Origin of the sequence: Streptomyces sp. NPDC048643 (genome assembly GCF_040650615.1) — a bacterium.
Classification (GTDB): Bacteria; Actinomycetota; Actinomycetes; order Streptomycetales; family Streptomycetaceae; genus Streptomyces.
In genome coordinates this window covers 11548-33733 of record NZ_JBEZHO010000056.1, presented here as the reverse complement: position 1 = coordinate 33733, position 22186 = coordinate 11548, and the positions used below count along the sequence as shown (strand labels likewise).

18 protein-coding genes and 2 tRNA genes are annotated in these 22186 nt (G+C 68.8%); 17 read left to right on the top strand and 3 right to left on the bottom strand.

Features of this window, described 5'->3' with window-relative positions:
- The first annotated feature begins 57 nt into the window (after positions 1 to 57).
- Positions 58 to 1230 (top strand): PP2C family protein-serine/threonine phosphatase, encoded by a 1173-nt coding sequence (locus AB0C62_RS35750; protein WP_362980449.1) that lies wholly within the window; start codon positions 58 to 60, stop codon positions 1228 to 1230.
- Between the two features lie 100 nt (positions 1231 to 1330).
- On the top strand, positions 1331 to 1786 hold the full coding sequence (locus AB0C62_RS35745; protein ID WP_081217266.1) for an HD domain-containing protein: 456 nt from the start codon (positions 1331 to 1333) through the stop codon (positions 1784 to 1786).
- A gap of 170 nt (positions 1787 to 1956) precedes the next feature.
- Here the strand turns inward: AB0C62_RS35745 and AB0C62_RS35740 are convergent, their stop codons facing one another.
- Complete coding sequence (locus AB0C62_RS35740) at positions 1957 to 3144, bottom strand: acyltransferase family protein (protein ID WP_362980447.1); 1188 nt, start codon at positions 3142 to 3144, stop codon at positions 1957 to 1959.
- A gap of 649 nt (positions 3145 to 3793) precedes the next feature.
- On the opposite strand from AB0C62_RS35740, the gene AB0C62_RS35735 reads away from it, so the two are divergent.
- Entirely contained in the window at positions 3794 to 3988 is a 195-nt protein-coding gene (locus tag AB0C62_RS35735) for a hypothetical protein (RefSeq protein ID WP_016435177.1), read from the top strand.
- Between the two features lie 220 nt (positions 3989 to 4208).
- Here the strand turns inward: AB0C62_RS35735 and AB0C62_RS35730 are convergent.
- Positions 4209 to 4282 (bottom strand) — tRNA-Gly (locus AB0C62_RS35730).
- Between the two features lie 162 nt (positions 4283 to 4444).
- Here AB0C62_RS35730 and AB0C62_RS35725 point away from each other — a divergent pair.
- The 6 genes from AB0C62_RS35725 to AB0C62_RS35700 all read left to right on the top strand — a co-directional run bounded on the left by AB0C62_RS35725 (position 4445) and on the right by AB0C62_RS35700 (position 9891).
- Positions 4445 to 4521: transfer RNA gene (locus AB0C62_RS35725), tRNA-Pro, on the top strand.
- Positions 4522 to 4722: 201 nt separating this feature from the next.
- On the top strand, positions 4723 to 6102 hold the full coding sequence (gene tig, locus AB0C62_RS35720; protein ID WP_362980445.1) for a trigger factor: 1380 nt from the start codon (positions 4723 to 4725) through the stop codon (positions 6100 to 6102).
- A 477-nt stretch (positions 6103 to 6579) separates the two neighbouring features.
- Positions 6580 to 7185: an ATP-dependent Clp protease proteolytic subunit gene (locus AB0C62_RS35715; protein ID WP_362980489.1), complete on the top strand. Its 606-nt coding sequence runs from the start codon at positions 6580 to 6582 to the stop codon at positions 7183 to 7185.
- A gap of 117 nt (positions 7186 to 7302) precedes the next feature.
- On the top strand, positions 7303 to 7983 hold the full coding sequence (locus tag AB0C62_RS35710) for an ATP-dependent Clp protease proteolytic subunit (protein ID WP_081217263.1): 681 nt from the start codon (positions 7303 to 7305) through the stop codon (positions 7981 to 7983).
- A 160-nt stretch (positions 7984 to 8143) separates the two neighbouring features.
- Positions 8144 to 9430 carry an ATP-dependent Clp protease ATP-binding subunit ClpX gene (gene clpX / locus AB0C62_RS35705; RefSeq protein WP_081221566.1) on the top strand — a complete coding sequence of 429 codons (1287 nt, stop codon included), beginning with the start codon at positions 8144 to 8146 and terminating at the stop codon, positions 9428 to 9430.
- A 248-nt stretch (positions 9431 to 9678) separates the two neighbouring features.
- Positions 9679 to 9891 (top strand): hypothetical protein, encoded by a 213-nt coding sequence (locus tag AB0C62_RS35700; protein ID WP_362980443.1) that lies wholly within the window; start codon positions 9679 to 9681, stop codon positions 9889 to 9891.
- 95 nt (positions 9892 to 9986) lie between these two features.
- Here the strand turns inward: AB0C62_RS35700 and AB0C62_RS35695 are convergent, their stop codons facing one another.
- Entirely contained in the window at positions 9987 to 10979 is a 993-nt protein-coding gene (locus AB0C62_RS35695; RefSeq protein ID WP_362980442.1) for a hypothetical protein, read from the bottom strand.
- 136 nt (positions 10980 to 11115) lie between these two features.
- On the opposite strand from AB0C62_RS35695, the gene AB0C62_RS35690 reads away from it, so the two are divergent.
- The 8 genes from AB0C62_RS35690 (at position 11116) to mrdA (ending at position 22176) form a co-directional block, all read left to right on the top strand.
- Entirely contained in the window at positions 11116 to 13740 is a 2625-nt protein-coding gene (locus AB0C62_RS35690) for a valine--tRNA ligase (protein ID WP_362980440.1), read from the top strand.
- A gap of 256 nt (positions 13741 to 13996) precedes the next feature.
- Positions 13997 to 15532 carry a folylpolyglutamate synthase/dihydrofolate synthase family protein gene (locus tag AB0C62_RS35685; protein WP_362980438.1) on the top strand — a complete coding sequence of 512 codons (1536 nt, stop codon included), beginning with the start codon at positions 13997 to 13999 and terminating at the stop codon, positions 15530 to 15532.
- Positions 15533 to 15537: 5 nt separating this feature from the next.
- A complete protein-coding gene (locus tag AB0C62_RS35680; protein ID WP_362980436.1) occupies positions 15538 to 15951 on the top strand; it encodes a DUF4233 domain-containing protein in 414 nt (137 codons plus the stop codon).
- A gap of 155 nt (positions 15952 to 16106) precedes the next feature.
- On the top strand, positions 16107 to 16520 hold the full coding sequence (gene ndk, locus AB0C62_RS35675) for a nucleoside-diphosphate kinase (protein ID WP_362980434.1): 414 nt from the start codon (positions 16107 to 16109) through the stop codon (positions 16518 to 16520).
- Between the two features lie 382 nt (positions 16521 to 16902).
- Complete coding sequence (locus tag AB0C62_RS35670) at positions 16903 to 17922, top strand: rod shape-determining protein (RefSeq protein ID WP_081217257.1); 1020 nt, start codon at positions 16903 to 16905, stop codon at positions 17920 to 17922.
- 220 nt (positions 17923 to 18142) lie between these two features.
- Positions 18143 to 19081: a rod shape-determining protein MreC gene (mreC, locus tag AB0C62_RS35665; protein WP_081217256.1), complete on the top strand. Its 939-nt coding sequence runs from the start codon at positions 18143 to 18145 to the stop codon at positions 19079 to 19081.
- Between the two features lie 18 nt (positions 19082 to 19099).
- Entirely contained in the window at positions 19100 to 19771 is a 672-nt protein-coding gene (gene mreD / locus AB0C62_RS35660) for a rod shape-determining protein MreD (protein ID WP_362980432.1), read from the top strand.
- Between the two features lie 140 nt (positions 19772 to 19911).
- A complete protein-coding gene (gene mrdA, locus AB0C62_RS35655; protein ID WP_362980430.1) occupies positions 19912 to 22176 on the top strand; it encodes a penicillin-binding protein 2 in 2265 nt (754 codons plus the stop codon).
- The last annotated feature ends 10 nt before the right edge of the window (positions 22177 to 22186 follow it).

Here is a 22186-nt window from a genome sequence, read left to right as displayed (position 1 = left end):
GGACAAGTGGGACCTCCCGTGCCAAGCACCTGGTCCGATGGATAGGGTCCCGAACTAATGGCAGCAGGACGAGAGCGGCGCTCGGAGGCCGATACGTTCGCGGCCCGGTTGAAGAAGCAGTGGCACCGGGCCCGCACAGGGCTGCGCAGATCCGCCGTGGACTACTTCCGCGGCGACGGTTCCGACTGGATCGCCCTCGCCGGCCTGCTCATCACGATCCCCCTGATCGCCGCCACCACCCTGGTGAACTCGGTGTGGTGCTCACCCGCCGTCCTCGTCCTGCCGATCGTCGCCGGCGGCCTGCTGCTCCGCCCCGCGAGCCTGCTCGGGCTGTACGCGGCGGCCGCCACCGCGCTGATAGTCGAGTCCGTGAAGCTCGGCCCCTACACCGAGGGCCCCTCCCGGGTCACCCCCGGCGTGGTCCTGGTCGTCGCGGCCTGCGGTTTCTTCGGCCTCCTGATCGCCCAGTTCCGCAGCCGGGTGGGCGTGCCCTGGCGGCGCGGCGGCACCATGCTCTTCGACCTGCGCGAACGCATCCGGGTGCAGAGCAAGCTGCCGCAGCTTCCCGTGGGCTGGCACCGTGAGATGGCGCTGCGCCCGGCGGGCGGCCAGTCGTTCTCCGGTGACTTCGTCGTGGCCGCCCGGACGAACGGCGGCCGGACCCTCGAAGTCGTCCTCACGGACGTCTCCGGCAAGGGGATGGACGCCGGCTCCCGCGCCCTGCTGCTGTCCGGAGCCTTCGGCGGCCTGCTCGGCTCGCTCCCGCCGCACGCCTTCCTGACCGCCGCCAACGGCTATCTGCTGCGCCAGGACTGGGACGAGGGCTTCGCCACCTCGATCCACCTGGTGCTCGACCTCGACTCGGGCGACTACGAACTCTTCTCCGCCGGGCACCCGCCGGGCCTCCAGCTCAGCGCGGGCAGCGGCCGCTGGGAGGAGAAGGCGGCGGAGGGCCCGCTCCTCGGTGTGTACGACGGTGCCCAGTTCGACCCCGTGAAGGGCTCGCTCCGGCCCGGAGACGTGTTGATGCTGTTCACGGACGGTCTGGTCGAAACCGCCGAACGCGACATCGTCGAGGGCATCGACCGGCTCACCGGTGAGGCCGACCGCTATGTCGCCGGCGGCTTCCACGGAGCCGCCTGGCATCTCATCGAGGCCGTCGCCAAGGACGTCAACGACGACCGGGCCCTGCTGCTGATCTGCCGCGAGGGCCTGAACTCGGCGCGCTGACCCGGGCCGATCAGGGGCCCGGTCCGCGGCGCAGGCCCCGGACGTCACGGTTTTTCGGCAAGAAGGCGGCAGCGAGGTGTTCCGAGGGGACACTGAACCCGTGACGCAACCTCTCCTGACCCTCGCCGAAGTCGAGGCGCTCGCCCGCACGGCGCACGCCGCCCAGACCGACAAGGCCGGCCGCCCGTACGCCGAGCACCTCCAGGCGGTGGCGGACGGCGTCCGCGAACGCGGCGGCGACGAAGACCAGATAGCAGCGGCCTGGCTGCACGACGCCGTCGAGGACGACGCCCTCTCCGAGGAGTGGCTGACCGAGGCCGCGCTGACCCCTCGTACGAAGGACATCGTGCTGGCGCTCACCAAACAGGACGGCGAGTCCGCGGAGGCCTACGCCCGGCGCATCCGCACCACCCGCGGCGCCCTGCTGGTCAAGGCGTCCGACCTGGCGCACAACGCGGACCCGGTCCGCCTCGCGGTCCTGGACGAGCACACCCGGGCCCGCCTGACGAAGAAGTACGCGGCGATGCGCTCCCTGCTGGGACTTCCGCCCACCTGAACGTCCCTGCTCGCGCGGCCACTTGACCACCTCGCGCCGCGGTCCGCGGAGCGCACCCGCGCACGAGGGCGGGCCCGGGATCACTCCCGGGCCCGCCCTCCGCCATGTCTCCCGCCGACCGGCCGCGCAGTGGCGGGTCGGGGCCCGCCGGCCGGTCGTGCGCCGTCTCCCTAGGCGTTGGCCTTGGCCCGCTCCCGGGCCAGTTCCGCCGCGTCCTGCTTGAAGGCCCACTCCATCTTCGGCTCCATCGCGAAGCGGAACATCCGCTGGACGGGCCGGGTGCACAGCACGGTGATCAACGCCGCGGCGACGACCGTCACGAAGATCTCACCGACGGGGGTCTGCACCCAGCTGTGGTCGAGCCAGTTCCACTGCCGGGAGGCGCGGACCACGAAGCCGTGCAGCAGGTAGCCGTACAGCGTGCCGGCGCCGAGCGCCGTGAACCAGTACTGACGCCCGGGGACCCAGGCGAAGAAGCACGCGGTGAGCAGGAGCGAGCAGCCGAAGAGCGCCAGCGTCATGACCACACCGGCCCACCACGGAGCACCGAGTTCCTGGGCCGCGTCCCGGTGGTAGAACCAGGAGTCGTTCATCCGGGGCCCCGCCCAGTAGCCCACGGCCAGGGCCACGGCGACGACGGGCACCGACAGGATGCGCACCTCGCGGCGGCGCACCATCTGGAAGTGCTCGGGCTTCATGACCAGGCCGAGGACGAAGAACGGGAGGAACTGCAGGACCCGTTGGAGGTCCAGGTCGTTGCCGATCTCCGGCGAGGCGCACGCGAGGGCGGCGAGGCCGAGCGCCAGGGGCACGGGCCAGCGGACCAGCTTCCACAGGGGGGCCGTCAGCCGCCAGACGAACAGCGCGATCAGGAACCAGGTGAGATACCAGGGATCGAGCAGACTGATCGTCTGGTCCGCGTTGCCTCCGACATAGCGGTCGAACAGCGAGTACGCGGTCTCGAAGAGGACGTAGGGGACGACGACGCCGGTGACGAGCCGCTTCAGGCGGTCGGGGCGCATGTCGAAGTTCCGCGAGAAGTAGCCGGAGATGATGATGAAGGCCGGCATGTGGAAGCCGTAGACGATCACATAGAGCGCGTCGACCGTACGGCTCTGCCCCTTCAACGGCTCCCAGGTGTGGCCCATGGCCACGAGCACGATCGCCAGGTACTTGGCGTTGTCGAAGAAGGCGTCGCGGCTCTTCGCGGGCTTGGCGCCCGCCGTCGGGCCGGCGGTTGCGGGGGCCGCCCCGGTGGACGGCCGGGGCGAGAGCCGGCTCGACACCCCGTCCTTCGGCTGCACCGCCGGAGGGAGGGGCGACCCGGTGCGGCCCGGGGGTCGGAGTGTGTTGGTCACAGGCCCTCCCGCCACGAACTTCCGGGGGCGGTCCTGAGCCTCGCTGCGCATACGGGAGACGTGGCGTGGTGGGACATCTGAGGCACCCTAGCGTTCTCTGTGTGTTCTCGTAAAACCTTCGATCGCATTACCTGCTATCGCCTGCGTCTACCCCGGATTTGAAGATGTGTGCCTGTCGATTCACACAAGATCGCGTATGCCGATTCCCTTGCCAGGAAGGGGTGTTCTGTCCCACTTCATCCAGACTAAAGAGCGACATAACGCCCGCGGGCGACTCTGGTCATATGTCCGGTTCATTGGGCTTTAGTTACCCGTCTTCGGTGTCCGCGGTGTGCCTGTGGCAACAATTCGAATTACCTGCGAACAGGGTGTGTGGACATGGCAACGACCTCTATTGGTTTTCTGTGAGGGGGCACTGTCGAATTGCCGTACGGGGCTGCGGAGTCGGCTCCCGGCGCGAGGGCGCGGACGTGCGGGCGGGGCCGCGAACCGGTGTGTCCTTGGCCGGCTCTTGGGTCTGTCCTTGGCCAACGATGCGTCACCTGCCGCATACGAACGGCTCGTTGGTGGCACGATGGTCCTGGCGGGGGTGTGCGGGGCTGCACCTCCGGGCCGGGAGAGCGGGACCGACCGTAGGGTGTGATCAGTTGTGGCCATTTCGCTGTCAGTGGTGCTGCTGTTGGCGATCATCCTCGTGGTACTGATCCGAGGAGGATCGATCAAGGCGGGACCTGCCATCGTCGCGGTGCTCTTCGGCTTCTTCCTCGCGTCGACCGGCATGGCCCCGTCCATCAACCGGTTCCTCAACTCGATAGCGGAGACGATCAACTCGATCAGTTTCTGAGGCCGTCGGCGGCCGAACCTTCCGCGCACACCCGCGACAGGAGTCGCCTCGGCGTCGGCGCCGACATCGGGGACCCCTGCGAGCGGGTCATCCCGAGGACGACGCTCCGGGCACCTCGGCGGGCAGGGCGTGAAGAGCGGCGGTCGAACGGCGCGCGCAGCCCCGGAAACGACTCAGGGCCAGGCAGAGGATCGAACCTCTGGCCTGGCCCTACGTCATATGGAGCGGGCGACGGGAATCGAACCCGCGTAGCTAGTTTGGAAGACTAGGGCTCTACCATTGAGCTACGCCCGCACAGGGTGCGCCGCAGGTCAGCGACCGCGGCACTGGATGCATCGTAGCGGGTCGGCCCCCCTCGGCGCACACCCCGTTTCCTTCCGTGTGCTCCGCCGTGTCGGCCCGGCGAAATGCGGCAGCCGCACCGCTTGCGGGCATGTACCCTACGTGTCGCACCGACGGGGTGTGGCGCAGCTTGGTAGCGCGTCCGCTTTGGGAGCGGAAGGCCGTGGGTTCAAATCCCGCCACCCCGACCACCGGCAGAACCAGCCGGGGCCCTGCCTCGGCAAGATCACCTTTTGGGGCGTGTACCGCCTGCGGTTACTATGCAAGCTGCGTGCCCGTATGTCTGCACTGTTACGTCTCTCAAGGGCCGCGCGAATCCGCCCAAGGCTCTGCCCGACCGGCAGAAGCACGCAGCAGAACCCCCAAGAAGTCAGCCACAAGGAGACCGAACCGTGAAGAGCGCCGTGGAGACCCTGAACCCGACCCGGGTTCGGCTCACTGTCGAGGTGCCCTTCGAGGAGCTCAAGGACAGCCTCGACGCGGCGTACAAGAAGATCAACCAGCAGGTCACGGTGAAGGGGTTCCGGAAGGGCAAGATCCCGGCGCGCGTCATCGACCAGCGGTTCGGTCGCGGCGCCGTGCTCGAAGAGGCCGTCAATGACGCGCTCCCGAAGTTCTACACCGAAGCGGTCAACGAGGCTGAGCTGAATGTCCTCGGACAGCCCGAGGTCGACATCACCGAGCTGAAGGACGGCGAGACGCTGAACTTCACCGCCGAGGTCGACATCCGTCCCGCCATCGAGATCCCGGACTACTCCGGCATCGAGGTCGAGGTCGACGCCGTCGAGGTCAGCGACGAGGACGTCGAGAAGGCCGTCTCCGAACTGCGTGAGCGTTTCGCCTCGACCTCCCCGGTCGAGCGTGCCGCCCAGGACGACGACGTCGTCACCCTCGACCTGGAGGCCAAGGTCGACGGCGAGGTCCTCGAGGACGGCGTCGCCAGTGGTGTCTCGTACACCATCGGCTCGGGTGAGCTGCTCGACGGCATCGACGAGGCCGTCAAGGGCCTGGAGGCCGGTGGCGAGACCACCTTCGCCTCCGAGCTCAAGGGTGGCTCCGCCGCCGGCAAGGAGGCCCAGGTCACCGTCAAGGTCACCCAGGTCGCCGCCCGTGAACTGCCCGAGCTGGACGACGAGTTCGCGCAGCTCGCCTCCGAGTTCGACACCCTCGACGAGCTGAAGGCCGACAGCCGCAAGCGCCTCGAGAACATGAAGCAGTACGACCAGGCCACGCAGGCCCAGGAGCGTGTCCTGGAGAAGCTGCTCGAGCTGGTCGAGGTGCCCGTCCCCGAGAAGCTGCTCGAGGACGAGATCCACACCCGCAAGCACAACCTCGAGCACCACCAGCTCGGCCAGATGGGCCTCGACCTCGCGAAGTACCTGGAGATCCAGGGCAAGACCGAGGAAGAGTTCGACGCCGAGACCAAGGAAGCCGCGGTCAAGGGCATCAAGACGCAGTTCGTCCTCGACGAGCTCGTCAACAAGGAGAAGCTGAACGTCAACCAGGAGGAGCTCACCGAGCACCTCATGCGGCGCGCGCAGTCCTCCGGCATGTCCCCCGACCAGTTCGCCCAGGCCGTCGTCGAGGGCGGCCAGGTTCCGATGCTTGTCGGCGAGGTCGCCCGCGGCAAGGCGCTCGCGGTCGTCGTCGAGGCCGCCACGGTCAAGGACACCAACGGCGAGGTCGTCGACCTGGACGACGAGGACGAGGCCGACGAGACGGCCGAGACCGTCGAGGCCACCACCGAGGCCGAGGACAAGCCCGAGGCCTGATCACCTCATCTTGTACGCCTGAACGCCGATGGGCCCCGGGGACGCTTTCGTCCCCGGGGCCCATCGGCGTACCGGAGGCGCGGAGAAGTGCGCGAGCACCCCACGACACCCCCACGGCGACCCGCACCCGCCACCAGGGCGCCGACGGCAGCCGCGACCGCGTCAGCGGCCGACGCCGGCCGTGCCCGGAGCCGGGGGTCCGGGGTTCCAGGGCCGCGCACAGGGCCGCCCGAGCCCCTCCTGGGGCGGGACCAAAACCCCGGTCAGGCCAGCACAGCGCATGCGCTCACAGCGAACAGTTCCCTCTGCGGGATTCCCCGGAGGGACCCGCGCGTTAGGGTCCATGAATACGAGGGCAGGGGAGTCCCCGAAGCCGCCCCGAGCGGTGTATAGCACCGGGGTCCCACGCCCCCAGCAGAAGACGTGAGACGGCCCGGCGCCGTCGTAAGACGAGCAGGTGGATACGTGACGAATCTGATGCCCACAGCTGCCGGCGACCCCATCGGTGGTGGCCTCGGCGACCAGGTCTACAACCGACTGCTCGGCGAGCGGATCATCTTCCTCGGCCAGGCGGTCGACGATGACATCGCCAACAAGATCACGGCGCAGCTGCTGCTCCTTGCCTCCGACCCGGACAAGGACATCTACCTCTACATCAACAGCCCCGGCGGATCGATCACGGCCGGTATGGCGATCTACGACACCATGCAGTACATCAAGAACGACGTGGTGACGATCGCGATGGGCATGGCGGCCTCGATGGGCCAGTTCCTGCTCAGCGCGGGTACGCCCGGCAAGCGCTTCGCCCTGCCGAACGCCGAGATCCTGATCCACCAGCCGTCCGCGGGTCTCGCGGGCTCCGCCTCGGACATCAAGATCCACGCCGAGCGGCTGCTGCACACCAAGAAGCGGATGGCGGAGCTGACCTCCTTCCACACCGGTCAGACCGTCGAGCAGATCACTCGTGACTCGGACCGCGACCGCTGGTTCGACCCGGTCGAGGCCAAGGAGTACGGCCTCATCGACGACATCATGCCCACCGCTGCCGGAATGCCGGGCGGCGGCGGCACCGGGGCGGCGTAAGCCCCTCCAGCGCCCCCGGAGGTGGCGCAGGGCCCCTGGTCGCCCCCGGGTGACACAGGGCCCCGGCGCGGCCCCCAGCCGACCGCTCAGCCCTTTTCAGGCTTTTCAGGAGACACAGTGAACGACTTCCCCGGCAGCGGCCTCTTCGCCCGCACGGAGGCCGAGTACACCGGTCCTCGTGCGGAGTCCCGCTACGTCATCCCGCGCTTCGTCGAGCGCACCTCGCAGGGCGTGCGTGAGTACGACCCGTACGCGAAGCTGTTCGAGGAGCGCGTGATCTTCCTCGGCGTGCAGATCGACGACGCCTCAGCCAACGACGTCATGGCGCAGCTCCTGTGCCTGGAGTCGATGGACCCCGACCGTGACATCTCGGTCTACATCAACAGCCCCGGCGGCTCGTTCACGGCCCTCACGGCCATCTACGACACGATGCAGTTCGTGAAGCCGGACGTCCAGACGGTCTGCATGGGCCAGGCCGCCTCGGCCGCCGCGATCCTGCTGGCCGCCGGCACCCCGGGCAAGCGCATGGCGCTCCCGAACGCCCGTGTGCTGATCCACCAGCCGTACAGCGAGACCGGCCGCGGCCAGGTCTCGGACCTCGAGATCGCCGCCAACGAGATCCTCCGGATGCGCTCGCAGCTGGAAGACATGCTGGCCAAGCACTCGACGACGCCGATCGAGAAGATCCGCGAGGACATCGAGCGCGACAAGATCCTCACCGCTGAGGACGCGCTCGCGTACGGCCTGATCGACCAGATCATCTCCACCCGGAAGATGAACAACTCGGCGGTTGTCTGACGTACCGCTGTATCGTCTGCCGTTCCCTGGCGCGGTTCGCTGCGAAGTGAACCGCGCCAAGGGGGGCCCGAACGAGGGGCTCGGCAAGGTACCGTCGGACATAAGGCAGCACCAGGAGCCGCTGGATCCAGGCGACTCCCAGGCGAAGGGGAAGCACACCGTGGCACGCATCGGTGACGGCGGCGATCTGCTCAAGTGCTCGTTCTGTGGCAAGAGCCAGAAGCAGGTCAAGAAGCTCATCGCAGGCCCCGGTGTGTACATCTGCGACGAGTGCATCGATCTCTGCAACGAGATCATCGAGGAAGAACTCGCGGAGACGAGCGAGGTGCGCTGGGAGGAACTCCCCAAGCCCCGTGAGATCTACGAGTTCCTCGAGGGATACGTCGTCGGACAGGAGTCCGCCAAGAAGGCGCTCTCCGTCGCGGTGTACAACCACTACAAGCGCGTCCAGGCCGGTGAGAACAGCGCGGGCCAGAACCGCGAGGACGCCATCGAGTTGGCGAAGTCCAACATCCTCCTGCTGGGCCCCACGGGCTCCGGCAAGACGCTGCTCGCCCAGACCCTCGCGCGCATGCTGAACGTCCCGTTCGCCATCGCGGACGCGACGGCGCTGACGGAGGCGGGGTATGTCGGCGAGGACGTCGAGAACATCCTGCTGAAGCTCATCCAGGCCGCCGACTACGACGTCAAGAAGGCCGAGACCGGGATCATCTACATCGACGAGATCGACAAGGTGGCCCGCAAGAGCGAGAACCCGTCGATCACGCGTGACGTGTCCGGTGAGGGTGTCCAGCAGGCCCTGCTCAAGATCCTCGAGGGCACGACGGCCTCGGTCCCGCCGCAGGGCGGCCGCAAGCACCCGCACCAGGAGTTCATCCAGATCGACACGACGAACGTCCTGTTCATCGTGGGCGGCGCCTTCGCGGGCCTGGAGAAGCTCATCGAGTCGCGGGCCGGCGCCAAGGGCATCGGCTTCGGCGCGACGATCCGCTCGAAGCGGGAGCTGGAGTCCAAGGACCAGTTCGAGGACGTCATGCCGGAGGACCTGGTCAAGTTCGGCATGATCCCCGAGTTCATCGGGCGTCTCCCGGTGATCACCTCGGTCCACAACCTGGACCGCGAGGCCCTCCTCCAGATCCTGGTCGAGCCGCGCAACGCGCTGGTCAAGCAGTACCAGCGCCTCTTCGAACTCGACGGCGTGGAGCTGGACTTCGAGCGCGAGGCCCTGGAGGCCATCGCCGACCAGGCCATCCTCCGCCAGACCGGTGCGCGAGGCCTGCGCGCGATCATGGAGGAAGTCCTCCAGGCCGTGATGTACGAGGTCCCGTCCCGCAAGGACGTCGCCCGCGTCGTCATCACCGCCGACGTCGTCCTGTCGAACGTCAACCCGACCCTGATCCCGAGGGACGCCCGCCGCGGCGGGCCGGGCGAGCAGAAGACGGCCTAGACACCAGCACGTATCGGGGGCGACGGCAGCATGCCGTCGCCCCCGACGCATGTCCGCACCCCGCGAGAGTGTGATGTGCGCGTCATCTGACGAGAACGCTGCGTGACCGTTCCCCGGCGGTGATCTTCTGGTCCGCGGCGAGGTTGACCACCTCGTGAAGTCGAGACCAAACGGGAGATGTGGACATGAAGTTGAGGCGAGCGGTGACAGCCTTGTGCGTTGCGGGTGCGGCGTGCGTCGTACCGCTGGTGACGGCCACGGCAGCGCAGGCCAACCAGAGCACCTGCGTCAACTACATCGGCAACCACCACTACGTGGTGGGGCCGAAGGTGAAGGCGGCCTGCGGCAACAAGGCGCTGACCATGCCGCTGGGGAAGACACCAAACCCCTACTGCCTCGTCGGGCTGGTGCAGATCCACGTCAAGAGCGAGGACGCGCAGGCCGCCTGTATCCGGGCCTGACAGGTGTCCGGGGCCTGACCGGCTCGGTGCGTTCATGAGGGAGGCGCCCCGCGGATCCGCGGGGCGCCTCTTCGTCTCCGTCGTGGGGCGAGCGGTCAGATCTTGACGCGGATGTCCTTACGGAGAGCCGCGGTCACCTTGGCGGACTCGTCCATGCTCACACCATGGCCGCCTTCGGCTGCAACGCCGAAACCGAGCGTGCTGTAGTCGGCCCACATGCACATGTACTGGGTGTCGGTCTTGCCGGTCGCCTGGTTGGGTGCCTTCGCCTGCTGGCACTTCATGATGGCGCCGTCGAGACCGGCCGGGCTCACGGACTGGGGGTCGCCGATGAACTCGACCTTGGTGGTGGAGTCCTTGGAGGAGTCCTTCTTGATGTTGGCGAACGCGGCGTCGAGGGCGGACTCCGGGTCCTTCACCTTGCCGTAGAGGCCGGAGAACGTGACGGCCTTTGACCCGGCGATGACCGTGGGGTCCTTCAGCGTGTCCGGGTCGGCGAGGTCGATCGTGGAGTAGATGGCGTCGACGGACTTGGCGTTGGTGATGCCACTGGCGGCCAGGTCCTTCGCGTCACCGGAGGAGGGGTCCTGCGGTCCCCGGTCGTTGCCCATGCGCTGGTACGCGCCGCCGATCACCTTGGCCGGCGTCGTCAGCTTGTGGGGGCCGTCGTCCGCGACGGTCGCACCGCCGCCGCCCCCGCCGATCGCGAAGTACACGGCCACGGCTATCGCCGCGACCACGGCGACGCCGCCGATGATCAGACCGGTCTTCTTCTTGCCGCCGGACGGCACCGGCGCCATCGGGACGGTGCCGTAGGGGGGCTGGCCGTACGGGGGCTGCTGGCCGTAGGGAGGGGTCTGCGGCTGGCCGGGCTGCGGGGCCTGCTGCGGGTAGCCGTAACCGGGCTGCGCCGGGGGAGCCTGCTGCGGGTACCCGTATCCCGGCTGGGGAGCCTGCTGCGGCGGCTGACCGTAGGGGCCCGGCTGACCGTAGGGTCCCGGCTGTGGGGGCTGCCCGCCGCCCGGCTGACCGTACGGTCCGGGCTGCTGAGGCTGCCCGCCGTACGGGCCCGGCTGGTTGTAGCTCATTTCTGGGTTCCCCTCCAGATGCTTATGTGTTCCTGACATCCTGGCGCACAGGGCGAGGGGCCAGCCCTCCGGGGGCCGCACCGTTACGAAGTAATCCCGTTTCGGGACACGGGTGTGACGCCCCTAAACTGACCCCGTGACCGAGAACTCTCAGCAGCCGCAAGCAGCGCCCACCTCCGAACTGCCGACCCAGTACGCGCCGGCCGATGTAGAGGGGCCGCTCTACGAGCGCTGGGTGGAACGGGGCTACTTCGAGGCGGACGCGAAGAGCGACAAGCCGCCGTTCACGGTCGTCATCCCGCCGCCGAACGTCACGGGCTCCCTGCACCTCGGGCACGCCTTCGAGCACACCCTCATCGACGCCCTCACCCGCCGGAAGCGCATGCAGGGCTTCGAGACGCTGTGGCAGCCCGGCATGGACCACGCCGGCATCGCCACGCAGAACGTCGTCGAGCGGGAGCTCGGCAAGGAGGGCAAGTCCCGGCACGACCTCGGCCGGGAGGCGTTCGTCGAGCGCGTCTGGCAGTGGAAGGCCGAGTCCGGCGGGCAGATCTCCGGGCAGATGCGCCGCCTCGGCGACGGCGTCGCCTGGTCACGCGAGCGCTTCACCATGGACGAGGGCCTCTCCCAGTCCGTCCAGACGATCTTCAAGAAGCTCTACGACGACGAGCTGATCTACCGCGCCGAGCGCATCATCAACTGGTGCCCCCGCTGTCTGACCGCGATCTCGGACATCGAGGTCGAGTACCAGGACGACGACGGCGAGCTGGTCTCCATGAAGTACGGGGACGGGGACGACGCCATCGTCGTCGCCACCACCCGTGCCGAGACGATGCTCGGTGACACCGCCGTCGCCGTCCACCCCGACGACGAGCGGTACAAGCACCTCGTCGGCAAGCTCATCCGCCTCCCGCTGACCGAGCGGTCCATCCCGGTCGTCGCGGACGAGCACGTCGACCCCGAGTTCGGCACCGGCGCCGTCAAGGTGACGCCCGCCCACGACCCGAACGACTTCGAGATCGGGCAGCGCCACGACCTGCCCAACATCGCCGTCATGGACGAGCACGCCGTCATCACGGTCCCCGGCCCCTTCCAGGGCCTGGACCGCCTGGAGGCCCGCTCCGCCATCGTCGCCGCCCTGCGCGCCGACGGCCGGATCGTCGCCGAGAAGCGGCCCTACGTCCACTCGGTCGGCCACTGCTCGCGCTGCAAGACCACCATCGAGCCGCGGCTGTCCATGCAGTGGTGGGTCAAGGTCGGCCCGCTCGCGAAGGCCGCCGGCGACGCGGTCCGCGACGGCAAGGTCAAGATCCACCCGCAGGAGATGGAGAAGCGCTACTTCGACTGGGTCGACAACCTCCACGACTGGTGCATCTCGCGGCAGTTGTGGTGGGGCCACCGCATCCCCGTCTGGTACGGCCCCAACGGCGAGATCGTCTGCGTCGGGCCGGACGACGAGGCTCCCACGGGCGAGGGCTGGCACCAGGACACCGACGTCCTCGACACCTGGTTCTCCTCCGGCCTGTGGCCGTTCTCCACGCTCGGCTGGCCCGAACAGACCGAGAGCCTCGCGAAGTTCTACCCGAACTCCGTCCTCGTCACCGGCTACGACATCCTCTTCTTCTGGGTCGCCCGGATGATGATGTTCGGCCTGTACGCGATGGACGGCACCCCGCCGTTCCACACCATCGCCCTGCACGGCATGGTCCGCGACCAGTTCGGCAAGAAGATGTCCAAGTCCTTCGGTAACGCGGTCAACCCGCTGGACTGGATGGACAAGTACGGCAGCGACGCCCTCCGCTTCACGCTCGCGCGCGGCGCCAACCCCGGTGTCGACGTGCCGATCGGCGAGGACTGGGTCCAGGGCTCGCGCAACTTCGCGAACAAGATCTGGAACGCGACCCGCTTCGCGCTGATGAACGGCGCGACGGTCGAGGGTGAACTCCCGCCCGTCGAGGAACTGTCGGCCACGGACCGCTGGATCCTGTCCCGGCTGAACACCACGGTCGCCGAAGTGGACGCCCTCTACGACGACTTCCAGTTCGCCAAGCTGTCGGACGCCCTGTTCCACTTCGCCTGGGACGAGGTCTTCGACTGGTACGTCGAGCTGTCCAAGACGACGTTCATGGCGGGTGGCGAGCCCGCGAAGGTCTCCGGCCGGGTCCTCGGCGAGGTCCTCGACGTCACGCTGCGGCTGCTCCACCCGATCGTCCCGTTCGTCACGGACACGCTCTGGACGACCCTCACCGGGGGCGAGTCCGTCGTCATCGCCGAGTGGCCCGAGGACAGCGGCTTCCGCGACAGCGCCGCCGAGCGGGAGATCGAGTCCCTCCAGTCGGTGATCACCGAGGTCCGCCGCTTCCGCAACGACCAGGGTCTCCAGCCCGGTCAGCGGGTCCCGGCCCGGCTGGTCCTCGACGGGACGGCGCTGGCCCCGCACGAGGCGGCCATCCGCCAGCTGCTGCGTCTCCAGCCGGAGGGCGACAGCTTCGCGGCCACGGCGACCCTGCCGGTGGCCGGTGCCACGGTCGCGCTCGACCTGTCGGGCACGATCGACGTCGCCGCCGAGCGCAAGCGGCTCGCCAAGGACCTCGCCGCCGCCGAGAAGGAGAAGGCCCAGGCGAACGCCAAGCTCGGCAACGAGGCGTTCCTGGCGAAGGCCCCCGATCAGGTGGTCGACAAGATCCGCACCCGCCTCGCCAAGGCGGACGAGGACATCACCCGCATCCAGGACCAGCTGACCCGCCTGCCCGAGGCGTAGCCGCTCGCCCCAGGACGGACGAAGGCCCCCGGACCGCTCGGTCCCGGGGGCTTCGCCGTACCCGACCGGCCGTCTTTCGCCCCCTGCGCCCCTGCCCTTCCCGCCCCCTGGGGCTCCGCCCCAGACCCCGCTCCTCAAACGCCGGAGGGGCTGGATTGTCGCGAGCGTCGGAGAGGCTGAAAGATCTCAGGCCGGCGGAGCGGGCGAAAAACACCCAGACGTCCGTACCCCCCGGCCGCCTCCGTAGACTGGCCCCGTGAGCGACCTCCCCCCGCACGACAGCAGCGCGCCCGACGACCCGGAGCGTGATCCGCTCGGTCTCTTCGAGGAGATCGTCGAGGCCGAGACCGACCGTGACCCCGACCTCGCGGTGATCGCGGCAGGCAGCCGCACTCTGCGCACCCAGGGCCACGACGGCCGACAGGCCGACGTGCCCGCCCGCCCCGCCGACCCCGAGGTCGACAAGGCGCTGCGCGAGGTCGAGACGGAGCTGGCCGGCCGCTGGGGCGAGACCAAGCTGGAGCCCTCCGTCGACCGGATCGCCGCGTTGATGGACGTCCTCGGAGAGCCGCAGCGCGCGTACCCCTCGATCCACATCACGGGCACCAACGGCAAGACGTCCACGGCCCGCATGATCGAGGCGCTGCTGAGCTCCTTCGACCTGCGCACCGGGCGCTACACCAGCCCGCACGTCCAGTCGGTCACCGAGCGGATCAGCCTGGACGGGGCGCCGATCTCCGCCGAGCGGTTCATCGAGACGTACAACGACATCAAGCCGTACATCGAGATGGTCGACGGGCAGCAGGAGTACCGGCTGTCCTTCTTCGAGGTGCTGACCGGCATGGCCTACGCGGCCTTCGCCGACGCGCCCGTGGACGTCGCCGTCGTCGAGGTCGGCATGGGCGGCAGCTGGGACGCCACGAACGTGATCGACGGTGATGTCGCCGTCGTGACCCCCATCGATCTCGACCACACCGACCGGCTCGGCGAGACGCCCGGCGAGATCGCCGTCGAGAAGGCCGGGATCGTCAAGCAGGACTCCACCGTGATCCTGGCCCAGCAGCCGGTCGACGCGGCCCAGGTGCTGCTGAAGAAGGCTGTCGAGGTCAACGCGACCGTGGCCCGCGAAGGCCTGGAGTTCGGCGTCGTCGCCCGCCACGTCGCGGTCGGCGGACAGCTCCTGACGCTGCGCGGTCTCGGCGGCGAGTACGAAGAGGTGTTCCTGCCGCTGCACGGCGCCTACCAGGCGCACAACGCGGCCGTGGCGCTCGCCGCGGTCGAGGCGTTCTTCGGCGTCGGCGCCGCGCACGCCGAGCGGCTGGACATCGACACCGTGCGCAAGGCGTTCGCCTCCGTCACCTCGCCGGGCCGGCTGGAGATCGTCCGCCGGTCGCCGACCGTGGTGCTCGACGCGGCGCACAACCCGGCCGGCGCCCGGGCCACCGCCGAGGCGGTGAGCGAGGTGTTCGACTTCAGCCGGCTCATCGGGGTGGTCGGCGCGAGCGGCGACAAGAACGTACGGGAGCTGCTGGAGGCATTCGAGCCGATCTTCGCCGAGGTCGTCGTCACGCAGAACACCAGCCACCGCGCGATGGACGCGGACGAGCTGGCCGGGATCGCCGTCGAGGTCTTCGGCGACGACCGGGTGCAGGTCGAGCCGCGGCTCGACGACGCGCTGGAGGCCGCGATCACGCTCGCCGAGGAAGAGGGCGAGTACGCGGGCGGCGGCGTGCTGGTCACCGGATCCGTCATCACGGTCGGCGAGGCCCGACTGCTCCTGGGGAGGGGCTGACTGTCGTGCGTACGCTCTGTGCTTCCACGCTGATCGGCGAGTTCTTCGTCATCGGTTTCGCCGGGCTCGTCGCCATGAAGGAACCCGATCTGGCCACGGCCACGGTCTGGACGGTCTGCGGGATCCTGATGCTGCTGAGCGTGCTGCTGTGCGGCATGATCACGCGGCCCGGCGGTGTCCAGCTCGGCTGGGCGCTGCAGATCCTGCTGATCGCCGGGGGCTTCTTCGTCCCGTCGATGTTCGTCCTCGGCGCGATCTTCGCCGCCCTGTGGTGGGCGTCCGTCCACTACGGGCGGAAGATCGACGAGGCCAAGGCGCGGTTCGCCGCCCAGGCCGAGTCGGCGGGGGAGGGCACGGCCCCGGAGCGGAATCCGTCCCGGCCGCAGGCCCAGGCGGAGGCGGGCGGCACGCCGGCGTAGCTCCGTCGGGAGGGGGCGGCGACGCACCGGCGTAGGCCGGTCGTGGGACGGGAGCGCGGGCGCGTGCCGGTATCACCTGACGCTGCGTGACAGCGCCCCCGACACGCCCTGTAGCCTCGGTCACCCGCACATTTGTGACCTGAAGGAGCCACCCAGTGAGCCAGCGCACCCTCGTCCTCCTCAAGCCCGACGCCGTCCGTCGGAGCCTGACCGGCGAGATCATCAGCCGTATCGAGCGGAAGGCCGGCTGGCAGATCACCGCGCTGGAGCTGCGCACCCTGGACCAGGACACGCTGGAGCAGCACTACGGCGAGCACAAGGGCAAGCCCTTCTACGAGCCGCTGGTGCAGTTCATGGCCTCCGGCCCGGTCGTGGCGCTCATCGTCGAGGGCGAGCGGGTCATCGAGGGCGTGCGCGCCCTCGCCGGTCCCACCGACCCGATCGCCGCCGCCCCCGGTTCCATCCGCGGGGACTTCGGCGTGATCGTCCGCGAGAACCTGATCCACGCCTCCGACTCCGAGGAGTCCGCCGAGCGCGAGGTGAAGATCTTCTTCCCCGGCCGCGTCTGAGCGTCGCGGCGGGGCCGCGTTCCCGCCCGCGGAGGGTCCGGCGGCCGTCCGGTGGATCTTTCGAGCGCGTCGCGCGGCAAATTTTCGAGAATTTTTCTGAGGGTGCGTCAGCCACTCTCGGACTGCCTGACCTGGGGCGGCCGTGGAATTTCCGGCCGTCCCGTGGCATATGCGTGCCGATCGGGGGAACGCGTGCCCCCGATGGCCCGTCTCCAGAAGCGGGGCGGCTCATCATCTGCTGACAATGGCGAAGACCCTCGCGCAGTGTTCGGGCAGGCGCGTCTACGATGGAAGCCTTCACGTCACTGCACCCACCTCGCCGTCCTAAAAAGCCGTCAAAGCTCCACTTGGGAAGGCCAGACGAATCCTGATGGGGAACTCAATGTCGTTCATCGGCCGTGACATGGCTGTCGACCTCGGGACCGCCAACACGCTGGTGTACGTCAGGGGTCGCGGGATCGTACTCAACGAGCCGTCCGTCGTCGCGATCAACACCAACACCGGTGGAATCCTCGCGGTCGGCGCCGAAGCGAAGAAGATGATCGGGCGGACGCCCGGCAACATCGTTGCCGTGCGCCCGCTGAAGGACGGTGTGATCGCCGACTTCGAGATCACCGAGCGCATGCTCCGCTACTTCATCCTGAAGATCCACAAGCGGCGCTACCTCGCCCGTCCCCGTGTCGTCGTCTGTGTGCCCTCCGGCATCACGGGCGTCGAGCGCCGTGCCGTCATCGAGGCGTCGTCCCAGGCCGGCGCCCGCCAGGTGCACATCATCGAGGAGCCCATGGCCGCGGCCATCGGTTCCGGCCTGCCGGTCCACGAGGCCACGGGCAACATGGTGGTGGACATCGGCGGCGGCACCACGGAGGTCGCGGTCATCTCGCTCGGCGGCATCGTCACCGCCCAGTCCATCCGCGTCGCGGGCGACGAGTTGGACAACGCGATCATCCAGCACATCAAGAAGGAGTACAGCCTCCTTCTCGGTGAGCGGACGGCCGAGCAGATCAAGATCACGATCGGTTCGGCGTACGACCTCGACACTGACGAGCACACCGAAATCCGCGGCCGGGACCTCGTGTCCGGACTGCCCAAGACGGTCGTCATCTCCGCGGCGGAGGTCCGCAAGGCGATCGAGGAGCCGGTCAACGCCATCGTCGACGCCGTGAAGACGACGCTCGACAAGTGCCCGCCCGAGCTCTCCGGTGACGTGATGGACCGCGGAATCGTTCTGACCGGCGGCGGAGCCCTGCTGCGCGGTCTCGACGAGCGGCTCCGCCGCGAGACCGGCATGCCGATCCACATCGCCGAGGACCCCCTCGACAGCGTGGCGCTCGGCTCCGGAAAGTGCGTCGAGGAATTCGAGGCGCTCCAGCAGGTGCTGGACGCGCAGCCCCGCCGATGACGTAACGCTTCGATTCCGCCGTACGAGATGATCTCTTCTCGTACGGCGGATCATTGGTGTGGAGGCATAAACTCCTGCGACATAGAGACATAACCTCTCCCATAACAGTCACCCCGTCCTCCACTCCACCACCCCAGCCTCATCGCACCCACGGGCCCGCTTCTCGCCCGGGGTGCGCCCCTGTTGACCCATTTCGACGAGGAAGGCACGGCCGCCGCACGTGAGGGACACACGAGAGAGCCGGCTGCTCCTGGTGCTGCTGATCGCCATCGCGTTCGCACTGATCACGGTGGACATCCGCGGCGGGCAGGACTCACCGGTCGACGGCGCCCGCCAGGCCGCCGCGACGGTCTTCGGCCCGATCGAGAACGGGGTGTCGTCCGCGGTCGACCCCGTCGGCAACGCCGTCGCCGCGGTCCGCGACTCGGGCGACCGCCACGACCGCGTCGCCCAACTGGAGCACGACAACGCGGCGTTGAAGGCGAAGCTCGGCAGCGACGACCGCAACCGCAGCCGCCTCAAGCAGCTCGACAAGATGATCAAGGTGGCGGGCGAGGGCCAGTACGGCATCAAGGGCGCCGAGGTGATCGCCATAGGAGCGGCCCAGGGCTTCTCCTGGACCGTCACCATCGACGTCGGCGCCCACGACGGCATCAAGCGCGACATGACCGTCCTGAACGGCGACGGACTCGTCGGCCGCGTCACCACCGTCGGCCCGGACACCGCCACGGTGCTGCTCGCCAACGACCCCGACTTCACCGTCGGCACGCGCATGGAGTCGACCGACGAACTCGGCTTCGCCTCGGGACAGGGCGACAGCCCGCTGCGCGTCGAACTCCTCAACGCCAAGGCGAAGATCAAGAAGGGCGACCGGCTGATCACCTTCGGCTCGCAGGCCGACAAGCCGTTCGTCCCCGGCGTGCCCGTGGGCACCGTCTCCCGGGTCGACCCCTCCGGCGGCGACCTGACCCGCACGGTCTACGTCAAGCCGTTCGTCTCGTTCACCAAGCTCGACATCCTCGGGGTCGTCGTGACCGCCCCGAAGAGCGACCCGCGCGACGCCGTGCTGCCCCCGAAACCGAAACCCACGCCCACGCCGACGGTGACCGTCACGGTCACCCCCTCGGCGAACGCCCCCGTCGACGGCCAGCAGCAGTAGCAGGAGGAGCCGAATCCCATGCGTTTCAACAGGATGCTGCTCTCCGTCACCCTGGTGGTCGTCGCCCTGGTGATCCAGGTGAGCGTTCTTGCCCGTCTCCATCTCCCGGGCGCCGTCCCGGACCTGGTGCTCCTGACCGTGATCGCCCTCGCCATGGTCTACGGCCACGTCGGCGGCGCGCTCATCGGCTTCGGCGCCGGTCTGCTCTCCGACGTCGTCCCGCCCGCCGACCACGCCGCCGGGCGCTACGCCCTGGTGCTGTGCGTCATCGGCTACTGCGCCGGCCTGGTCAAGCCGGAGAACGGCCGCCTCAAGTCGGCCACCGGCCCGATGGCCGTGGTCGTCGTCGCCGCGATCGGATCCACCCTGCTCTACGCGGGAGTCGGCGCCCTCGTCGGCGACACCGCCGCCCGCCACGTCGGGCTCACCAGCCTGCTGTTCACCGCCGCCCTCTACGACCTGCTGCTCGCGCCGTTCGTCGTCCCCGTGGTGATGGCACTCGCCCGGCGCGCCGAGAACGACCCGCTCTCCGAAGCAGGTTCGGCCGGAGGGGCCGGTGACGTCTCGACGGGCTGGCTGTCCTCCGGCACCGGGCTGCGCATCGGCAGCCAGCGCAGCGGACTGCGCGTGAAGGCGGCCAAGGCGCGGGTCGCCCGCGCGGGACGTATCAAGGGGGTGAAGCGCCTGTGAGGACACCGAGGAGATCCGTCCGGCTGTCGTCCCAAGCGCCGCACGGGTCACGGAACTTGGCCGGCCACGGGCTCGCCGCGCACAGGTTCGCCGTGTACTCGTATGTCACGTACACACACTGAGAGGGGGAGGCACAAGCAGTGACCAACATCCCGGAGACCGGCCGGACCCCACGGGTCCAGATCCGGCTCGTCGTCATCCAGATTCTCGTACTCTCCCTCCTCGGCACCCTGGGCGGCCGCCTCTGGTACCTCCAGATCCGCAACGGCGACGAATACGCCAAGGAAGCCTCCGGCAACCACGTCCAGCAGGTCGTCCAGCCCGCCGTGCGCGGCTCGATCCTCGACGCGCGGGGCGTTCCGATCGCCGACAACGAGACCCGCCTCGTGGTCTCCGCCTCGCGCACCGACCTGCTGAAGATGCGGGACGACGGCCAGGCCGTCCTCACCAAGCTCGCCGGCGTCCTGGGCCTGAAGCCCAAGGACGTCATGGAGAAGGTCCGCCTCTGCGACGCCAAGACGCCGCAGCCCTGCTGGAACGGCTCGCCCTACCAGCCCATCCCCATCACCGACGAGGCCACGCCCAAGCAGGCCCTCCAGATCCGCGAGCGCTCCGAGGACTTCCCCGGAATCAGCGCCGAACCCGAGGCCGTCCGCCGGTACGCCGCCCCCGGACAGGCCAACACCGCCCAGGTGCTCGGCTACCTCTCGCCCGTCACCGACGACGAGATCACCAAGGCCAAGGACACCGACTCCCCGTACCTGCGCTCCGACCAGGTCGGACGGTCGGGCCTGGAGCGCGAGTACGACAAGGAACTGCGCGGCAAGGCCGGCGTCACCCGCTACGAGGTGGACAACCTCGGCCGCGTCATCGGCCAGGCCAAGAGCGACAAGGCCGAGCCCGGCGAGAACCTCGTCACCAGCATCGACTCCCGGGTCCAGCGGGTCGCGGAGTACGAGCTGAACGACGCGATGAAGGTCGCCCGCACCCAGTTCGACAAGATCACCGGCGAGAACTACAAGGCCGACTCCGGTGCCGTCGTGGTCATGGAGGCCAAGACCGGCCGTGTCGTCGCCATGGCGTCCAACCCCTCGTACGACCCGAACGCCTGGGTCGGCGGCATCTCGGGCAAGGACTACACCGCCCTCACCGGCAAGAAGTCCAACTACCCCCTGCTGAACCGGGCCATCCAGGGCCAGTCCGCGCCCGGCTCGACGTTCAAGGTGATCTCCACGGCCGCCGCCGTCGAGGCCGGATACGCCTTCGACGGGCACTACCCGTGCACGAGTTCCTACTCCGTCGGCAGCCAGGTCTTCAAGAACTTCGAGGGCGAGAGCTTCGGCCCCATCTCCCTCGGCCGGGCCCTCGAGGTCTCCTGCGACACCGTCTTCTACGGCCTCTCCGACAACGAGTGGAAGAGGGACGGGGGCATCAGCCCGAAGAAGACCCCCAAGGACTACTTCTACAAGGCCGCCCACCAGTTCGGTCTCGGCAAGGAGACCGGCATCGACCTCCCCAACGAGGTCACCGGCCGCGTCCCCGACCGCAAGTGGAAGGCGGACTACTGGAAGGCCAACAAGGCCGTCTGGTGCAAGACCGGCAAGAAGGGCGGCACGTACGTCCAGCAGATCGCGTACGAGAACTGCCTCGAAGGCAACCGGATGCGCGAGGGTGACTCGATCAACTACTCCATCGGTCAGGGTGACACCCTCGTCACCCCGATCCAGGAGGCCGCCATCTACTCCGCGGTCTCCAACGGCGGCACCCTGTACGCCCCGACCATCGGCAAGGCGCTCGTCAGCCCCGACGGCAAGACCGTCCAGGAGATCAAGCCGAAGAAGAACGGCAGACTGCCGGTCGACCAGGCGACGCTGAGGGGGATAAACGATGCCTTCGCGGGCGTCGTCACCCGCGGTACCGCCGCCTGGAAGTTCGGCGGCTGGCCCCAGGACAAGATCCCGCTGCACGCCAAGACCGGTACCGCCGAGGTCTACGGCAAGCAGACGACGTCCTGGCTCGCCACGTACTCCAAGGACTACACGATCATCATGACGATCTCCCAGGCCGGTACGGGCTCGGGAGCGTCCGGTGAGGCCGTGCGCAAGATCTACAACGCCCTCTACGGCGTCTCCGCCGACGGCGACATCGACAAGAAGAAGGCCCTCCTGCCCACCCCGCAGAAGAGCCTGCCGAAGATCGAGCGCGACGGCTCGATCGACTCCCCGGACGTCTCCAAGGACCCGGTCAAGGACCTGAAGGCCAACGACGCCCTCCGGGACGGGACCACCGACCCCGGCCAGGACCTGCCCGCGGGCACCACGCCCTCGCCGACCGCCGCCAACCGTGACACGCGCAGGCGCACGGCCCGCCGGGGGACGCCGCGGGGGAAGAGGGTCCTGACATGACGAGCGCGCC